Genomic DNA, 18,266 nt, shown 5'->3' with positions numbered 1-18,266 from the left:
CGCCTGCGGCGAACCCACCCTACGGTCCTAAAAGCCTGTCACCTATTGCTAAACGGCCGAAAACGCCTTCGGCGGATCGAGCAAGCGGGTACGCACCGCGCGTTCTATGCCGGTGGCATCCAACCCGCATTCAGCCAGCATTTCTTCTGGCTTGGCGTGTTCGACATAACGATCCGGTAGGCCCAGGTGCAGCGTCGGTAGCGCATAGCCCTCGGCGGACAGGTATTCGCTGACTGCACTGCCGGCACCGCCCATGACGCTGTTTTCCTCGATGGTGACCAGCAGCTCGTGGCTTTCCGCAAGCTCGCGCACAAGCGCTTCATCGAGCGGTTTGACGAAGCGCATGTCGACGACGGTGGCGTTCAGGCGTTCGGCCGCGGTCAGGGCGGCCGCCAGCTGCACGCCGAACACCAGCAGTGCGACGCGCTTGCCTTCACGACGAATGACGCCTTTGCCGATTTCGAGTGGCTTCAGCTCAGGTTCGATCTGGGCATTAGGGCCGCTGCCACGTGGATAACGAACGGCCGCGGGGCCCTCGAACAGATAACCCGTCGTCAGCATCCGGCGCAGCTCGTTTTCGTCGCTCGGCGTCATGATCAACATGTTCGGCACACAGCGCAGGTAGCTCAGATCGAAACTGCCGGCGTGGGTCGGACCGTCTTCGCCCACGAGGCCCGCGCGGTCGATAGCGAACAGCACGTCGAGGTTCTGTACGGCCACATCGTGGATCAGTTGGTCGTATCCACGCTGCAGGAACGTGGAATAGATCGCGACAACCGGCTTGGCCCCTTCGCAGGCCATGCCGGCCGCCAGCGTGACGGCATGCTGTTCGGCGATCGCGACGTCGAAGTAGCGATCCGGAAAGCGCTCACTGAAGGCGACGAGGTCCGAGCCTTCCTTCATCGCCGGCGTGATGCCCGCAAGGCGTTCATCGCTCGCAGCCATATCGCACAGCCACTGTCCGAATACGGCGGAATACTTCGGTCCTCCCGACTTCTTGGGCGGCGCGCCTAAGGGGTCGAGTTTGGTGATGGCGTGATAGCCAATAGGATCCACTTCGGCTGGCGCGAACCCTTTGCCCTTAGTCGTGATGACATGCAGGAATTGCGGCCCTTCGAGGTCGCGCATGTTGCGCAGGGTCGTCACGAGCGTGGGCAAGTCATGGCCGTCGATTGGGCCAATGTAGTTCCAGCCCAGCTCTTCGAACAATGTGCCCTGCACCAGCATGCCCTTGGCATGTTCCTCCGTGCGACGCGCGATCTCGAGCGCGCCAGGCAAGCGCGATAGCACTTTCTTGCCGCCTTCGCGAACGTGCGCGTAGGTTCGGCTGGAGAGCAGCTTGGCGAGGTAATTGGAAAGTCCGCCGACATTACGGGAGATGGACATGTCATTGTCGTTGAGCACGACCAGCATGTTCGCCCCGACGTCGGACGCATGGTTCAGCGCTTCGAACGCCATGCCAGCAGTCAATGCGCCGTCGCCGATGACCGCGACGGACTTGCGCGAATTGCCTTGCATGCGGGCGGCGATTGCCATGCCCAGCGCGGCGCTGATCGACGTACTCGAATGACCGACGCCAAAGGTGTCGTAGGGGCTTTCCGAGCGTCGCGGGAAGGCGGCAACGCCGTCCTTCTGGCGCAGGGTAAGCATCTGCGCCCGTCGCCCGGTCAGAATCTTGTGCGGATAGGCCTGATGACCCACGTCCCACACTAGGCGGTCGTCGGGCGTGTCAAAGGCATAATGCAGTGCGATAGTCAGCTCGACTACCCCCAGACCCGCTCCGAAGTGGCCACCACTCTGGCCAACGGTGTATAGCAGATCCAAGCGCAGTTCGTCAGCCAGCTCCTCCAACTCCGCTTCGCCCAGGCGCCGCAGTTCCGCTGGCGTTGAAGCACGGTCCAGCAGCGGCGTATTGGGTCGTTCGCGGGGAATCTCGTGGAACGTCTTTGGCATCAGGCGAATCGTTATAAAAAGTTAAGGGCGGAAGTGTACCTGATGACGATCAGGTGTGCAGGGCGGCCCGGATTTTCGAACGAGCCCTGCGTCCTAAGGCAGTTGCCCGGATGCCGCAGGATGGGCTTTCGACCGATTGTCGGGCCTCCTGTTCCCACGGTCTGTGCGCTCGAACCTCGCCTTTTCTACGCGGTAAGTGCGCAAGCAACCAACCTACGGTCGGAACGAATCAGTGACGGCGTTCGACGATATAGCGAGCCAAGGCGCGCAGCGGTTCAGCGGCATGGCCGAAACGTTCGACAGCGGTGATGGCCTGGTCGCGCAGTTCGAGGGCGTAAGCTTTCGCCTCGCTTAGGCCCAGGAGGGCGGGGTAGGTCGGTTTGTCGCGCGCAACGTCGGCCCCCTGACGCTTGCCCAGCGTTTCGGTATCGCTTTCCACATCGATGATGTCGTCCTGCACTTGAAACGCGAGCCCAACGGCTTGCGCATACACATTCAGATCGGCAAGGTCCGCCGTCGTGGCTCGGCCGCTCGCGAGCGCACCAAGGCGGACGCTGCCCTCGATCAGCGCACCGGTCTTATGGCGGTGCATGCGCTCCAGTGCGTGTTGGTCCAAACGGCGTGCGACCGATCCCAGGTCAATCGCCTGGCCGCCGACCATACCCGCAGGGCCCGCGGCGTGCGCCAGGCAGCGGACCATCTCCAGCCGGGTCTCCGCGCTTTGCGGATTGCGTAAAGGGTCCGCGAGTACCGCGAACGCCAACGCCTGCAAGCCATCGCCCGCTAGAATCGCCGTTGCCTCATCGAAGGCCTTGTGAGTCGTTGGTTGGCCACGGCGCAGATCATCGTCATCCATGGCGGGAAGGTCGTCATGAACCAATGAATACGCATGGATGAGCTCGACCGCAGAAGCGGCGCCATCGGCTTGCTCGGCCACGCCGCCCAACGCTTCGCAGGCGCCATAGACCAGCAATGGACGTACGCGTTTTCCGCCATTCATCACGCTGTAGCGCATGGCGTCATGTAGGCGAGCGAGATCAGGAGCAGGGCTGTCGAACAGCGATTTCAGGGCGTCGTCGACGCGCGCCTGGCAGTGGGCCTGATACGCCTTGATCATGCGTCGGCTTCCGAATCGAAGGGCGCTTCCTCGAGCGTACCGTCGCGCTCCATGAGAATTTGAACCTTCTGTTCGGCTTGTGTGAGCGCTGCCTGACAATCCCGGGTGAGACGGATGCCTTGTTCGAACGCGGTCAAGGAGTCTTCCAGGGAAAGCGACCCGGCTTCCAGACGTTCGACCAATGTTTGCAGATCGGAAAGTGACTGTTCGAAGTCGAGCGGGGCTTTCTTGCGGGCCATGGTAGGTCTTCTCGGGCGTGCGGGTGCGGCGACGTTAGCAGAGGGCTCGTTGGGCCGCAAATGGACCAGGAGGCAAAGGGATTGAACCCTGCGGGACAACTGTCAGTCGACCCCTGTGGGCTCGGTCGCTTCGCTTCGGGTTCTCTGCCGCGCTTCTCATCAGCCATCGTTTCAATCCTTTGGATTGGCTAGGTGGCCTGGCCTTATCAATAACGACGAATCAGGGAGACTCGCTCGTGCTTCACCTCGCGTTCTGGGACTACGTCGCGATTGCCGTTTATTTCGCGGTCACCGCCGCTATCGGCTTTTCCGTCACACGCCGCAAGACCGATACCGAAGATTTGTTTCTCGCCGGACGCACCTTAGGACCGGTCGCCATTGGGTTTTCGCTGTTCGCCTCCAACATCTCGTCCGACACCCTCGTTGGATTGCCCGGTGCGGCCTACAGCTCGGGCATATCCGTCGCTAACTACGAATGGATGGCAGGCGTCATCCTGATCCTGGCGATCTTTCTAGTGTTGCCGGTTCTTAGCCGGACCCGCGTGCAGACGATGCCGGAGCTGATGGAGCGCCGTTTCGATGGGCGAATGCGCAGCTATCTTTCGGTCATCACGCTCGTGTTGTCCATCCTGTTGGATACCGCTGGGACCTTGTTCGCGGGCGCGCTGGTCCTGACCACGTTCATGCCGCAATTGACCATCGTCGAGGTTTGCTACGGGCTGGCCTTGTTTGCGGGGCTTTACAGCGCTGCAGGTGGGCTACGCGCCGTCGTCTATACGGATGTCGTGCAGGGTGTGGTCCTGCTGCTTGGCTCCGGCATGCTGGCGTTCATCGTATTCGGCAAGTTCGATTATTCCTGGCAGAACGTCACCGAGGCGCTCGATCCGGACCATCTTTCATTGATTCGCCCCCTCGACGATCCGGGCGTCCCTTGGCTTGGGCTGCTAACCGGATTGCCCATCGTCGGCTTCTATTACTGGACCATGAATCAGTACGTCGTGCAGCGACTGTTTGGCGCGCGTGACATGGCCACTGCCGGGCGTGCTTCGCTGTTTGCCGCCATCCTGAAACTGTTGCCGATGTTCCTGATGGTCATCCCCGGCGCCATGGCTGTCCCGCTCCTGACCGATCTGGAACATCCCGATCAGGTGTTTCCCACCATGGTGGCGGAATTCGCTCCCGTAGGGCTGGCGGGGTTGATCTTCGCTGGGCTCATGGCGGCCTTGATGTCGACCTGTTCGTCCACGCTCAATTCGGCGGCTACGCTGCTGACCTTGGATTTCATCAAGCCGCGTAAACCAGAATGGTCTGGCGAAAAACTGGCCTGGACCGGTCGGGTCCTGACCCTCGTCGTCACGCTGATCGCGGCGACATGGGCGCCAATGATCCAGTACTTCGAAGGGATTTGGGCCTACCTGCAACAGATTTTTGCCTTTGTCGCATCACCGCTGGTGGCCGTCTTTCTGTATGGCCTGTTTTCCAAGCGACTCGGCGCCAGCGCTGCCTTACGCGGATTGGCGTCCGGACATTTGGCGAGCGCGTTATTAGCAGTTGCCTATTTCAGCGAGTGGATTCCGATCCATTTCACGGTCATTGGCGGGGTCGTTTTCGCAGCAACGTTGGTGTTGACCTTCGTCTGGAAGGTCGCGCTCGGGGAGAGCGATGCACCCGCTGGCGATGACGCGCGTATTGCCGATTTCGCCCGCCACGGATTGGAAAAGATGCCGCGTGATGTGTGGTGCGGTGCGTTCGTCGTGCTGGCGGTGGTCGCGGCGACTATCTACGCCTTCCGTTGATCCAGGTGACTCCACTTGGAGCCACTTGTTTGGGGAACGCGCTACACGAATGCCTCAGAACCTGTTCACGATCTGCTGCGCGTCGGCTAAACGGCGTTGAAAAAGCCTGCGGAATGCTCATTTACCGCACGTAAACTCGTGTGCGAGCCCAGTCCGCTTCCTCAGCCGTTTTCGCCACCGTTTATCTCTAGCTCACGAGATCGTGAACAGGTTCTTAGGGCTGTGAACGATTTGCGCTGGCGGTGGAGTCATCCACCCTTGGTGCCGCATCCGTTGTTTCGGCTGGGACCGCTTCGAAGATATCCGGCTCCGCCGCTGCCAACTTCTCGCTCAATGCAGTCGTCAGGGAGACGACGAAGGGCACATTGAGATGCTGCCAGTCTCGATACATCAGATAGTCATTGGTAACCGTCGGGCAGGTGTCTGCCGTGCAGAGATATTCGGACATGTCCACGGTGGCGAGGTTGGCCACTTGACCTTCGAGTGCTTCAGCAGGGTCGGCGTCAGCCAACGAATCATCGCGAGACTTCGCGCAGCCCTGCGGGGCATCTTTATGCCGGGAAATGCAATTGATCACATCGAAATCGAAGGACGGATTATCGCGGATTGCCACGACTGGAATATCTAGGGCCTCGAGCGTGCGCCACTGTTTTACGTAGCTCTCAGGCACGTATTCGGCGCCACTGTCCTTCACTGCGCGCGTCGATGTGGTGACGACCACATCCGGCTGAAGTGCTTCGAGGCGCTTGATCGCATGCTCGTTCCACACAGCGCAAGAAGGGTCGGAAATGTCCAACGCACCGAATGGGCAATCGCTCTTGGTCATGTTGACCACCTTCAGGCCGTTCTCCTGGCCGATGATGTTCAACGCTGGAAGCCATTGTGCCGAGTGTGAACCCCCCACCAACGCGACGACGGTATCGGCCTTTTCATCTCCGTATGCACATTCCTTCAGGTCGGGTGTCACCGCGTCCTGGTGGCATCCATCGCCGTAAGCGTCTGGCAGCACGTCTTTCACTGCGATGAAATTCTCACGGGTGATGCCTGCCGTATCGGTCTGCACTTGAGCCAACGGAGGCGCTATCGCTTCGAACGCCTGGCTCTGCGCATTTTCTTCACGAATGATGCCGTTGACGTGTTGGCGCCAGACACCGGCCCCAGCAAGCACGGGCATCACGCATGCGACGCCGATGGCGTAGGGAATGAGAATCCGCGCGCCGCGTGGCTTGCTTTTGTTCTTCTGGCGCAAGGGACGTTCGACCAAGCGGGTGGTGGCAAACGCAAGCACGATAGACAGTGCGATGACGACAAGCCCCTGCCATAGGTTCAGCAGCCCGCCGCCATTCAATTCACGGGCGAAAACCAAGAGCGGCCAGTGCCACAGGTACAGCGTGAATGACACGCCGCCCAGCGCCACCAGCTTGGGATGAGAAAGCAGCCGCTTGATGGGCGTCTCCTGGTCATGTGCGCCAGCCACGATGAGGAACAGGGCTGCGGCGACCGGTACGAGGGCTATATAGCCCGGAAAGTGGATACCCACTGGAATCAGCAGCCCGGCAAACAGCAGGATGAACAAACCAATGCTGGCCAGGGCGGTACGTGCGGTATCGCTCAACCGAATATGCGGCAGCAGGAATGCGAGCAGCGAACCCAGCAGGAATTCCCAGGCTCGCGCCAGCGGATTGAAATAGGTCGGTGCGGGATTGGCCGTAGTGGCGATTACCGAATAGACGAAGGAGAGGGCGATCAGGCTGCCCAGTAATAGGACGACCGGCGTGATCGACCCTGCGCGGCGCGCCAGCCAGAAGGCGCCCATCAACAGGAAGGGCAGCAGCGCGTAAAACTGGATCTGAATCGAGAGGGCCCAGAACTGCTGCACCGGGCTGGGTGGGTTGTCGCGGGCTAAGTAGTCGACCAGCGAGCGCATTAGGCCGATGTTCTCGTAGTGCACGGCGCTGTGTACGGTTTCCTTGATCACCTGCGCCCAAAGTGGCTCGGGAATGAAGAAGTAAGACAGCACCAGTGTGCAGAACAGAACGAAGTAGGCTGACGGTGCGATGCGGCGCACGAGGTTGCCCCAGAACACCAAAGGCTGAAGCCTTCCTTCGTTGTTGTACTGGCGAGTGAGCACACTCGCCATCAAAAAGCCGGAAATGACGAAGAACACGTCCACACCACCGGACACTTTGGCGAGCCAAATGTGATAGACGGCGATGAAGAGTGCGCCTATGGCGCGAACGCCCTGGATATCCTCGCGGTAGGAGTTATCCGTTTCCATTTTGAAGAACTGCATCGGCTTCATATTCCATATAAGGGCGAGGTGCGTTCGCACTGCAAATCCTCTGCAGCCTGCGCACCTCTTCTGATATGGCCTGCGATTTCCGTTCTTCGCGAATACTGCCGTTGCCTGCTGGCGACAGTGTGACTCGCATACACGCCGCGGGTTCCGGCGATGTTTCTAAATGTGAGCGGTATCTAATTCAGGGGACCGCCTGGCTGCCGCCTCGTGCTCCCGCCTTGTTGCTCAGCAGACTTTGCGTTGCGGTGTGGATGAACGCGTCCATCTGCTGCCCAAGTACGGTGGCTGCCTCCGGATCGTCCAATTTTTCCGTCTGCCGTCCACGCAGGTCATAGCGATAGAGACGCGGTTCCAGATCCTTAGGCTTCACCAAAATGCGGTCCCCTCTGACGATTGCGACCGTCTGCTCGCCACCCGATGGCTTGATCACGCCCGTGCCCGGATCGCCGTCCGGCAGGCTCAATAAGTCGCGCCCCCAGCATTGTTGCTGTGTGTCACCCCCCAATCGCGCCATGATGGTGGGGACGATATCGACTTGGGTGCCAACGCGGTCGGACACCCCACCGAATTTCTCCTGAATGCCCGGTGCGATGAGCAAGAGCGGTACGTTGAAGCGGAACAGGTCCATTTCAGTCAACTGCTCGGGTGCACCGAAGCCGTGGTCGCCCACGACGACGAACAGCGTGTCCTTGTAGTAGGGCGATTGCTTGGCTTTCTCGAAAAAACGCCCAAGCGCCCAGTCGGAATAACGCATCGCGGTGAGGTGGATGTCTTCCTTGCCATCGACCATGACCGGCTGTACTGGAAGCGGATCGGGCAGCGCATACGGGGTGTGGTTGGAAAGACTCTGTAGCAGGGCGTAGAACGGCTTCTCCCGATCAAACGCATCCAGCTCTTTTGCGCCGCGGTCGAACATGTCCTGGTCCGAGACTCCCCAGGTTGGGTCCATGAAGACGGGATTGACGAAGTCTTCACGGCCCACGAAGTTGCGCATCCCCTGATTGCTGAAGAAGCCCGACTGGTTGTCCCACTGGAAATTGCCGTTGTAGACGTAAACGTCCTGATAACCCCGTGTGGACAATTGTTGCGGAAGCCCGGAGAACGCGTGTCCGCCTTCCGGGGTACGCATCAAGTATTCGAACCCCGGAAGGTTGGGGAAGCAGGCCATAGTGGCGAACATGCCTTGGTGGGTATGGGTGCCATTGGAGAAAAACCGGTTGAACAGCAGGCCTTCTTTGGCGAGCGAATCGAAGTGGGGCGTGATGTTGTCGGTGCTGCCCAGGGCACCGACGTGCCGTCCGGCGAAGCTTTCCAGCAGGATCACGACGACGTTGCGCACGGGTAGCGTTCCCGCCGCGTCCGGCTCGCTGATCCGGCGAACGGCCGCATCATGCTCGTCGATTAATCGGTCGTTTGAGGTCAACAGCATGTCGCGCACGATTGCGGTGGCGTCTTCATCCGCCAGGGACGAGTCCCACGTGTTGTCACGGTGTTCGGAGAACGTTGTGGATGCAGCGTCAGCCAGGCTTAGGATGCCGTTCAGGCCCAGATGATTGGCGAACATGGAGTCGGTCGTATAGGCGTCGCCCCACCGCAGAGGAGGCCCTTGTTCGGCATGCCCGCGACCGGCGAGTACCGCAACCATCAGGCAAACGACGAAGGTAGCGCTGCGCTGATACCAACGAGAGGACGGAGTTGTGTGCGTGCGGCTGGCCCGGTCCAGTACGCCGAATAGCAGCCAAAGCGCCGCAGTCGCCAGGACCCAGGCAACGAGGTATCGCGCGACCGGGAACCCGTTCCAGAGCATGCTCAGCACCGTGTTCATGTCTTCCTGCAAGTACTGGAAGACGAGGCTGTTGAGGCGCTGGTGGAATTCTTTGTAGAAATCGAGCTCGCCCAGGCTTGTGAACAGGCACAGGCTCGCCGTGAGGGTGAGCCAGGCACGTTGCCAGCCACGCGCTGCGGTTGCCTTTCGGCTGAGCAACGCCAAAAGGAGAGGGGCGCAGGCAATGAGCGCGACGCGAATGTCGAAGCGCGCACCGTTGAAGAAAGACTCGAGGAAGTCGCCGGTGCGGGCATCACCTATCAGGTGGTTGTTGTAGAGCAGTAGTGCCAGGCGTAGCAGCCCGAACATCACCATGAAGGTGAGGACGGCGTAGAGGGTGAACAGCAACTGGCTTACGAGCCCTGGGATGGGAGGATTCTGGGTAGATGCCTGATGTGCATCGCGCATGGGAAGACGACCTTGTCTCAAAAAAGCGCGAATCCTCTAGGAGCTTTCGTGAAAAAAGCGTCATTGAAATGTCATTATTTTTCGTGACGTTGAAGTCCCCGAGGCAACCTTCGAATGATGTCGTCGTGAGCCTCGCACGCGCCGAGGTGCGCTCACGCTAGGCCCCGCGCGGGCCCTCTATTGCGGGCTTTGAAGTTGTCAGCATTGATTGGGTCAATCACGGATGCGCGTTGCGAATAAATTTGGAAACATTTAAGCGCCATCGTTCCCTGTCAAACCGCTCATACGGATCCGGATTGCCAGGCGCCATCGCCGCCCCCGCGAATGATCAGCCCCGTTTGAATGACCGGAGAAGTGGGTCCGCGGAGCGCACGGACCCGAGTGAAGCTAGCCTCAGCGCCCTTTGGGGCAAGCGGTCTGAGGCGCGGCCACCCACTGCCGAGACGTCTCCGCAATCGTGTCTGCGAGCACCGCGACTGCGCGTTGGTGGGCAACTACGACCTCTTCGATCGTCGCGCCTGCTTTTTCCGTCGTCTGCGTGCTGCACGTCAGGCTACGCCGTTGTCCATCTTGGGCCCGAAGGTTCAAGCTCCAGACCGTATCGACCAGCGCGTAGTGACCGGGAATTGATTCGAAACGGCGTACATCGACACGTACGGCCAACTGGTCGCGGTTGGAATCCCGCGGCAAACCCGCAAGGTCCCGGGTGCCTAGGCGGTGTTCGAGCTGTCCGACCAATGCGTCATGAAACTCATCTGCTAAGGGCGAGCCCCAGCGTTCGCTCTCTAGAATGGCCAGCTTGCCATTCCCCTGGCGGACAACCAGTTGCGGTTGATCCACTTGTACCGGCATGCGCAGTGATTGAACCTGAAGCTGAAACGGGACCGGTTGTCCCATTGACGCCTGCGCCTGGGGTGGCGCAATCAGCGTGTAGTACTGGGTCGGTGCCGATGAGCTGCACGCCGCCAGCGATAATGCGGCAGCGGTGCCTAGGGCTCGTGCGATCAACGTCATCTTACTGCTCCTCGATAGTGCGAGACGGGGTCGGCGGGTCATACGAGCCCGGTGCTGATTCCCCCGAACGGCCACGAATCAACGCTTCGGGGTGGCGGCTCAGGTAGTCAGTCAGGACACGCATGGAGCGTGCGGTACGCTGCAGTTCGTCCATGGTCGTCTCTACTTGTTGCAGCTGCGGCGAATCCTCGGCGAGCGTCTGGTTGGCCGTCTCCATGGTTCGCGCGACCTGTTCCAAGGTTTCGCTGGCTTTCTTCAGCGTGCCTTGCATCTCCGGCAATACTTGGCCATTCACCTGCTTCATGGTCCGTTGCAGTTCGGCCAGGCTGCCATTGAGGTTGTTGCCGATTTCGTCCACTGGCAGACGGCTAATCTTGTCCACCATCGCCTGAAGCTGCTCCTGCAGACGGTCGAAACTGCCGGCGACGGTCGGGATTTCGATGGGCTTGGTCGTGGGGTTGAACGCGACTTTTGGTGCGTTGGCATCGAACTCGAGGGCGATGTACAGCTGCCCGGTCAACAAGTTGCCGGTGCGTGCCTGCGCGCGTAAACCATTGTCGATGAAACGCTTCATGAGTTTGGCGGTTTGCTCGTCGCCTTCGCCGCCCATCTCATTGACCAGCTCCTCGTGAGCGCGGCCAAGGCGTTGCGGATAGATCACCGCGCCGATGACCGTAGGGAAGTTACCGCTTTTGTCGTCGTATTCCAGGTTCATGGAAACCACGCGACCAACGTTGATGCCGAGAAACTCGACCGGAGCATCAACTCGCATACCGCGTAGCGACTGGTCAAAACGCATCTGGATATACCGCGGCTCACCGTCCGGTGGGGCAAGGGCGTTCTGTTCGTTCGCGAACAGCTCGAACTCAGTGTCTTCGTTGGCCGCCTTTGGATCTGGGCTCCAATTCGGTTCCCGGAACGCAATACCGCCAGCAACGATGGTGGACAATGATTCGGTATTGACCCGCAGTCCATCCGCACCCAGGGCGACATCGACCCCGCTGGCATTCCAGAAGCGGCTGTCGGTAATCACGAAGCGGTCGTTCGGTGAGTTGACGAAGATCTCGATATCGACGCCCTTACCGTCTTTGGACAGCGCGTACGACACAACCTGTCCCACCTGGATACGGCGGTAATACACGGGGGCGCCTACATAGAGCGAGCCTAGATCACTCGTGTGTAGCGTGAAACGCTTGCCCGAATCGCCGTAGGTCACGGGCGGCGGCGCTTCGAGGCCTTCGAATGTATTCGTGGTTTCTTCTTCGCGGCCGGCATCGGCTCCGATGAAAACACCGGAAAGCAATGTGTCGATGCCCGACACGCCACCTGCGCCGATACGCGGACGTACCACCCAGAAGCGCGAGTCTTTGCGCGTGAAAGGATAAGCGGACTCATCGAGTTCGATAGTCGCGCTGACGTGGGAGCGATCATCGCTGAGCTGAATACGGGTAACCGTGCCGATCACGACGTTCTTGTACTTCACCTGTGTACGGTTGGCTTCCAACCCTTCGGCGGTCTGAAAACTCACCGTGATCTGTGGCCCGGTGGACAACCAGCTGTGCACCACCATCGATAGGCCGACCAAGCCGGCGGCGATGGGCACCAACCAGATCAGTGAAATACGGAAGCGGTGGCTCTTCACCTCGGCGGTTCCTGGTGTCGGGGATTCGGGCCTATCGGACATCGTCTACCTCTGCGTCCCAGATTTTTCGTGGGTCGAACGTCATGGCGGCAAGCATCGTCAGCACGACGACGACGCCGAAGAACAGGATGCCAATGCGTGGTTCCACCACGCTCAGCGCGCGAAACTGTACCAGCGCGGCGACCAACGCCACGACCAAAACATCGAGCATCGACCAGTAACCGATCAACTCGACGAAGCGATAGAGCTTGGATCGCTCGCGCATGGCCCAGCGGCTACGCCGTTGGCAGGTAATGAGCAGCAGCCCCATGATGAAGAATTTCAGGCAGGGGACGACGATGCTCGCGATGAAGATAAGCAGCGCGATGTCCCAGGACCCGTCTTTCCAGAACTCGATGACGCCGCTCATGATCGTGTTGTCGGTACCGCTGCCGAAGTAACTCGTGTACATGACCGGCAGTGTATTGGCGGGAATGTAGAGGATGAACCCGGCGATCAGCAGTGCCCAGGTGCGGGCGTACATGTTCGGTTTACGGCGGTGAACATGGGAATGGCAGCGCGGGCATTCCTGGGCGCCGTCATCGCACGCATAGCCGCAGGTATGGCACAGGCATAGACCCAGGTCGCGCGCGTAGTGCGGCTGGCTCATCGAACGGGCACCTGAAGGTCGTCCCATAGGCGGCGGATATCCCGGTTGGCGATCAGGATGAGCAATACCGCGAGCATGGCCACCGCCCACAGGCCCGCGCCGGGGTATACGTTCAACATGCCCGCCAGCTTGATGATCGCCACCAGAATGCCCAGCAGACACACTTCCAGCATGCTCCAAGGACGTAAATGCTCCAGGGTGCGCATGCAGGTCCTAAAGCCAGGGGCTATTTGTTTGAAGTAGGCGAATGTCAGTACCCAGCCCAGCAGCATGATCTGCAAGCCCGGGGCGAAGATGATGGCTAGGCCGGCGACGAGGGCGATAGGCGTTATCCGACCCTCGGCGAGGGCCAATACGGACTGCCAAAGCGACGCCTCGTTGCTCAAACCCTCCATGCGGATCTGAATCACCGGAAACGCGTTCGCGAGAATATAGAGAATGCCCGCCGCCAATGTGAGCGCCAGGAGCTTTTCGATATTCAGCCCGCCGCCACGTTCCAGCAGTGCTCCACACCTGGCGCAATACGATGCTTCGGTCCGCTTCAGCGGTGCGCGCGCGTAGACCGAGTCGCAGTGTTCGCAAATGATCCAGTTGCTGCGCGTGGCCGCGTCGCTTCGCCCTGTGTCGAGGGACGTGCCCGACTGCAAGCACCGCGATGGCGCTTCAGACTTCGTCTGCACTATCGCCATAGGGGCTTTTGTGCAGCGGAAGGCGAGGTTGTACGTTTCATTCGGGGCCTATTTTGAATTCAAGCCAACGCAGAACTCTACAAGATTCACGTATCGAGGGCATGCTCGTTTAGCTCTGAGACATGGCCCTGAAGCTGCGGTTCTGCTTGTTACATGCGGGTACAGATCGCCAAGCGAGGCGGTTGCCCGCTGGGCACGTGATGGCCAAGGTGGTTGTCCATGCTTCTGTGCAGTCGCAAAGAGGGCATAAACGTTATGCGCATCGTTTGCCTGGGGTGGGGTTCGCTCATCTGGAAACCAGGACAACTCCCGTTGGCATCCGAATGGTTCGACGACGGCCCCATGCTGCCAATCGAGTTCGCCCGTGAAAGCGACGGAGGAGAATTGGCGACCGTCTTGTGCGATGACACACCAGAGGTTCCAGTGCTTTGGGCTTATCTCGATACTCGAAACCTGGAGGATGCGCGCGAATATCTACGTATCCGTGAAGCGATCCCGGATTTCCAGCCTGAATGCGTCGGAAGTATTCCCTCACAGCGCGCGCTTTCAGCGCACGCACCGACCATAACTGATTGGGCACGTAATCGGACGGTCGATGCCGTCATCTGGACCAACCTGCCGCCGCGCAGCCAAGGTAAAAACCACCGTAAACCAAATGAGAGCGAAGTTATCGAATACCTCACAGGTTTGCCTCTCAGCAAAAAAGAGCATGCTGAACATTACATCCGTTCGACCCCGAAGGGGATTGCCACGCCTTATCGCCGATTGGTGGAGGAGGAATTAGGGTGGTGTCACTTGTAATTAATTCACAGGCGAGAGTTGGCTAAATGTTCGGAGTGCATCTCTGATGGGGACTGGTTTGTTTTATACTGCTGTCAATGTTGATGGGTTCTTCAGTCGCCTAGTGTTTTTATTAGATATTCAGTTCTCTCTTTTGACATTCGCGCCTCGCAGTTATTTAGGGTCGTAACGTGTGCTTGGGACTGCTCCTCTATTTCAAATGACTCTAGTGCGCAATTCTCATTGCGGAGCGTTATCCATGCACGCTGCGAATTCTTTATTTTTGATAGGTATTCCGCAAGCGAGTTGCTGTTGTTTGAGTATTGGGTTTTGATGTTTTTTATTAAGCGTCGATAGGCAAAGTTGAGTTTTTTGTCGGATTCTTCTTTCCGCTCGAGAGAACACTCTAAAAATTGTTGGCTTGTCGCTATATCCTTACAGGCTTGGTAGGCGCTAGCGGAAGTCGCGCCCAGTGATAGCATCGCCGCGGTAAATAAGGATTTCCATTTTTTTGAATTCAGGTGAAGTCTCCTTGGGTGGGGAGTCAGCATGAGAGTTTATCTGGTCTGTAAAAGCGTGACGGTTTTAGCTCGAATTCAGCAGCTCTTACGGGGCGATTCACTACGCATCCGTTAGAATGCTAGAGCTAGGGGATGACGGCTTAAAGCTGTGGAATTTTATCTAGGTAATCTTGCTCAAACTCCGCTCGGTTGATCAATCTCTGAGTGGTATTTCCTGTTGTTCTGTTTGTTAGCGTCTCTTTTCCCGTCTGCGAAACATAGTCATATTCTGCGTAGCGTAACGTGTCAGGTAAGACTTGTTCGGATGAATATTTGCAGCATCCATCCTTGGACACTGAATAAATTGCTTTTTGGTAGTGGGATACGACTGGGCTAGTAAGGCGTTCGAAAACGGCTGGCGCAGGTGAATAAATACCGTTTTTAAGGTCGTATATATAATAGCTATAAGCGCTATTCCCGCCGGCTTCGATTTCTAAAATTCGCATGTCTGGGAAGCCGTCGAAATTTAAGTCTTCAAAAGTTATATTAATAGGGTTTGTTTGGGTTGAAATTTTTATTTTTTGTTTTTTTCCTGTAGCTAACTCTATATTAAGTATCTTTTCTTGAGTGGCTGAGTCTATTTCAATTCGGTCTATAATTTTTTTATAGGATCTGCTTCTGGCTATTGCTTCAAGGCGATAGGTATGCTTCGTGTCTTGCCAGGTTCCTTTCAATGTTTCCTCATGGATAGATGCTTCTAGATTCGCAATGTTGGATGCGTTGCTTTCTAATAAGCTTAATTTTTCAGGGGTGATCTTCCCATTTAGCGAGATTGGTATTTTGTATTTTTCATATATATATCGTCCTGATACGTCATTTTCTTTTTCGATAAGTACCATAAATGTGGGGCTGCCGGCTATGCTGCCTTTATAAGCAGTGATCTCGGTGATTTCTATAGGGGTGCCCAGGCATTCGGTTGAAATGAGTAGCGCCATAAAAGAAATAATGCAGATTTTTGTCATTGGGCTATTCCTAAAGCTATTTTGGCTTTATTTAGCATTTCGGAACGATGGCGCATGTTGTTTGGCTCTTTTGCCCGCTCCGGGTAGAAGGGATTAGTCTGTGTTGCCCAGCCATTTACATAAACAGATACCCAAAACAAGTCATCTGAGTCAGCTGAGTTGTTTAGTTTTGGCTTTAATTTGGACCAATAGTATCCCGACGCAATGGCCGATAACTCCGGGTCATCAGATATGCGCTGAGCCGCGCTGTTGCTTGATGTTATATCTATCCCTGAGTACTCAGACAGGCTTCTTAGGTATAGCTGGCATGCTGTGTAGTTTCTGCGCCCTGTTAACTGGATTAGACCACGTCCTTTAAATCGTTGGCCGTCGCCATGCTGATTGTTGCCTAGATCTGACCTGCCTTCATATTGTTGTCCTGAGCCAATCTCCTCTGAAAACTTTAATTCCCCCGTTTCGTGTGCGATTTGAGCTAAGAAGTGTGCAATCCTCAATGGGGTGTTGATTTTAAAGTGAATTAACGTTTTATTGATAGGTGATAGGTATCTGTCGATTGTTTTTTCTGAGGCGGAGGTCATTATTAGTGAAAGTTGCTCTCTAGTGATGAGCAATCGGGAAGTTTCATATAGGGTTCTTAGCAAGTTATTTGCTTGGAAGTGCCATGGCTTAATTTTTTCTTGAAGCAAAATTATATTTCTGCTCCAGAATTCTAGCTTTTCAATTCGTCCTTTTTCTACTGCCCATTTTTTGGGGCAGCCGGCTTTTGGAGAAAGGATTGTATCTAGCGTGCACCAAGATTTTAGATTAAAAAACCACTCACTCTCATACCTAACAACAAGCTGAGCAAGCCTTTGCGCCTGCCACGGCTTACTCAGCGCTGCTCGAATTTCTTTGGTGGTGATAACCCCGTCGTGATCGGTATCCATGATGTCATGGAGTGTCAGCTTCAGTGGGCCTTGTCGCTCCATGTCGATCATGGATTTGTAGCCGCTTTGCTCTTCCTTGGTCAGCTGTTTCGTGGCGTCTAGCCAGGAAACCAATTTGGCTTTTGGCGGAGCGGTATCTTCCAGGCATTCGTACCCTTCCCATTCCCACGGGCTGTGGCGAGTGGTGACGAGGTCTTGCTCTGCTAGCCAGCCGCCGATGGGCGCGCCGTGGGTGTCGGCGAGTAGGCCTTCCAGCCTCCACCATTTAGTTTGAGTCCGACCATCGATGCCCGGTACGACGAGTTTCGCCTCAGAAGGGAGGTCGTCCAGCAGGCTTTGGGGAATGATTAGATCGACGCCTGTGAATGGGCCGTCATCGGTTACGTGTGGAGGATTTTCCGGGCTGATGTCGTTGCGGTGGGGGATGAGTTTGCTGACCCCTTTGTGAACCTTGAGCAGCGTTTTCGCTGAGTCAGGAAGTGAAGCAGCATAGGCGCGGCTCTTAGCGATAAAGGCGGGAACATCGTCGCAGCTGAACGTTTCGATGTGGGTAATCGACTGGGGGGTGGCGTCTGTTTGGTTTTGGTAGAGACCGGGGTGGCCGATCAAATCGCCTGCTTTGATCGGAACAGGCTTTTCCAGGACGACGACCTCGCCCAGCGCGCTTGGCTGTTGTTCCGCTTTGAGGAATTTAGCGGACACGTAGCCTTGCGGCTCGCGCGTTTCATCGACGCCTTCAGCGGGCATGAACACACCACCGGGTTCCAAACTCCGAATCTGGAGAAATTCACCGTTGCCTGATGCATGAATACGCGCGCCCTTGCTGAGCTTTCCCAGGATCGCCGATGTGCCGTTGGCTGATGCGCGAACGTTGAGTCCGTCCTTTTTCGTGTTGACGGTGTAGACCACGTCGCCCCAGAACGTGGGCCGCGGTAAGCCGCTTTTAGTTTGATAGGTGGCCCAGTCCTGCAGGTGCATATAAAGGCTGAATAGCGTTAACGATGGGCGTGATGTTGTCTCCGGCCCCGTTTCTGCGGGCGGCTCCAGGCGATGTCTGACCAAGACGAACCCGGTGGAGAAGGGCGCCCGCGTTATCTGCGGTATTGCCGCTGGATATTCGCTGATGGGGTAAGAGTCGTCGATTCGATAGGCGACCACTTCACCATCGGCCATGCAAAAGACCTGCGATTGGTCGACGAGAGCCGCAGTGCCGGCATCGAAGTGAACGCCGCCGTGCCATAGCCCATTTGCCCCTATTGGGTAAAAGCCGCTTTTTGCATTGGCGAAAAGCGTCAATTGCTGAAGCGCGTTGAGCTTACTTTTGAAGGGATGGCACCAATTCCGAATGGGCGTCAGTGTGTCCATGTTCTATCCATTTCCTTTGGATGGCGACGGCTGACCGATCCT

General features: G+C 57.3%; 14 protein-coding genes. 2 read left to right on the top strand and 12 right to left on the bottom strand.

Annotation, left to right across the window (positions count from 1 at the left end; genetic code table 11):
• Positions 1-48 precede the first annotated feature (48 nt).
• The 3 genes from dxs to IEY47_RS12890 form a co-directional block, all read right to left on the bottom strand.
• Positions 49-1,953, bottom strand: a complete 1,905-nt coding sequence (gene dxs, locus IEY47_RS12900) for a 1-deoxy-D-xylulose-5-phosphate synthase (RefSeq protein ID WP_188983654.1) — start codon at positions 1,951-1,953, stop codon at positions 49-51.
• Between the two features lie 229 nt (positions 1,954-2,182).
• Positions 2,183-3,070 carry a (2E,6E)-farnesyl diphosphate synthase gene (gene ispA / locus IEY47_RS12895; protein ID WP_188983653.1) on the bottom strand — a complete coding sequence of 296 codons (888 nt, stop codon included), beginning with the start codon at positions 3,068-3,070 and terminating at the stop codon, positions 2,183-2,185.
• Positions 3,067-3,309, bottom strand: a complete 243-nt coding sequence (locus IEY47_RS12890; protein WP_188983652.1) for an exodeoxyribonuclease VII small subunit — start codon at positions 3,307-3,309, stop codon at positions 3,067-3,069. The genes ispA and IEY47_RS12890 overlap by 4 nt, the downstream gene beginning before the upstream one ends.
• Before the next feature lie 236 nt (positions 3,310-3,545).
• Here IEY47_RS12890 and IEY47_RS12885 point away from each other — a divergent pair, with 236 nt between their 5' ends.
• Positions 3,546-5,105 (top strand): sodium:solute symporter family transporter, encoded by a 1,560-nt coding sequence (locus tag IEY47_RS12885; protein ID WP_188983651.1) that lies wholly within the window; start codon positions 3,546-3,548, stop codon positions 5,103-5,105.
• 214 nt (positions 5,106-5,319) lie between these two features.
• Here the strand turns inward: IEY47_RS12885 and IEY47_RS12880 are convergent, their stop codons facing one another.
• From IEY47_RS12880 to IEY47_RS12855, 6 genes are all read right to left on the bottom strand, one after another.
• Complete coding sequence (locus IEY47_RS12880) at positions 5,320-7,398, bottom strand: acyltransferase family protein (protein WP_188983650.1); 2,079 nt, start codon at positions 7,396-7,398, stop codon at positions 5,320-5,322.
• Between the two features lie 187 nt (positions 7,399-7,585).
• Complete coding sequence (locus IEY47_RS12875) at positions 7,586-9,637, bottom strand: LTA synthase family protein (RefSeq protein WP_188983649.1); 2,052 nt, start codon at positions 9,635-9,637, stop codon at positions 7,586-7,588.
• A gap of 393 nt (positions 9,638-10,030) precedes the next feature.
• The gene (locus tag IEY47_RS12870; RefSeq protein WP_188983648.1) at positions 10,031-10,651 is read right to left on the bottom strand and encodes a PqiC family protein; all 621 of its coding nucleotides are present in this window, start codon (positions 10,649-10,651) and stop codon (positions 10,031-10,033) included.
• A gap of 1 nt (position 10,652) precedes the next feature.
• The gene (locus IEY47_RS12865) at positions 10,653-12,335 is read right to left on the bottom strand and encodes a PqiB family protein (protein WP_188983647.1); all 1,683 of its coding nucleotides are present in this window, start codon (positions 12,333-12,335) and stop codon (positions 10,653-10,655) included.
• Entirely contained in the window at positions 12,325-12,942 is a 618-nt protein-coding gene (locus tag IEY47_RS12860) for a paraquat-inducible protein A (protein WP_188983646.1), read from the bottom strand. The genes IEY47_RS12865 and IEY47_RS12860 overlap by 11 nt, the downstream gene beginning before the upstream one ends.
• Positions 12,939-13,631 (bottom strand): paraquat-inducible protein A, encoded by a 693-nt coding sequence (locus IEY47_RS12855; RefSeq protein ID WP_188983645.1) that lies wholly within the window; start codon positions 13,629-13,631, stop codon positions 12,939-12,941. Before IEY47_RS12855 ends, IEY47_RS12860 begins: the two co-directional genes overlap by 4 nt.
• Positions 13,632-13,973: 342 nt before the next feature.
• Between IEY47_RS12855 and IEY47_RS12850 the strand changes: the two genes are divergently transcribed.
• Positions 13,974-14,432, top strand: coding sequence for a hypothetical protein (locus IEY47_RS12850; RefSeq protein WP_229779415.1), 459 nt, complete (start codon positions 13,974-13,976; stop codon positions 14,430-14,432).
• A 92-nt stretch (positions 14,433-14,524) separates the two neighbouring features.
• Here IEY47_RS12850 and IEY47_RS20820 read toward each other — a convergent pair whose 3' ends face one another.
• From IEY47_RS20820 to IEY47_RS12835, 3 genes are all read right to left on the bottom strand, one after another.
• On the bottom strand, positions 14,525-14,893 hold the full coding sequence (locus IEY47_RS20820; RefSeq protein ID WP_373293588.1) for a lysozyme inhibitor LprI family protein: 369 nt from the start codon (positions 14,891-14,893) through the stop codon (positions 14,525-14,527).
• A gap of 179 nt (positions 14,894-15,072) precedes the next feature.
• A complete protein-coding gene (locus IEY47_RS12840; protein ID WP_188983642.1) occupies positions 15,073-15,933 on the bottom strand; it encodes an XAC2610-related protein in 861 nt (286 codons plus the stop codon).
• Positions 15,930-18,224: a hypothetical protein gene (locus IEY47_RS12835; RefSeq protein ID WP_188983641.1), complete on the bottom strand. Its 2,295-nt coding sequence runs from the start codon at positions 18,222-18,224 to the stop codon at positions 15,930-15,932. The genes IEY47_RS12840 and IEY47_RS12835 overlap by 4 nt, the downstream gene beginning before the upstream one ends.
• Positions 18,225-18,266: the final 42 nt, after the last annotated feature.

The organism is Pseudomonas matsuisoli, assembly GCF_014647635.1.
Taxonomy (GTDB): Bacteria; Pseudomonadota; Gammaproteobacteria; order Pseudomonadales; family Pseudomonadaceae; genus Pseudomonas_P; species Pseudomonas_P matsuisoli.
The sequence above is the reverse complement of the archived record's forward strand: the minus strand, read 5'-3'. Positions and strand labels throughout refer to the sequence as shown.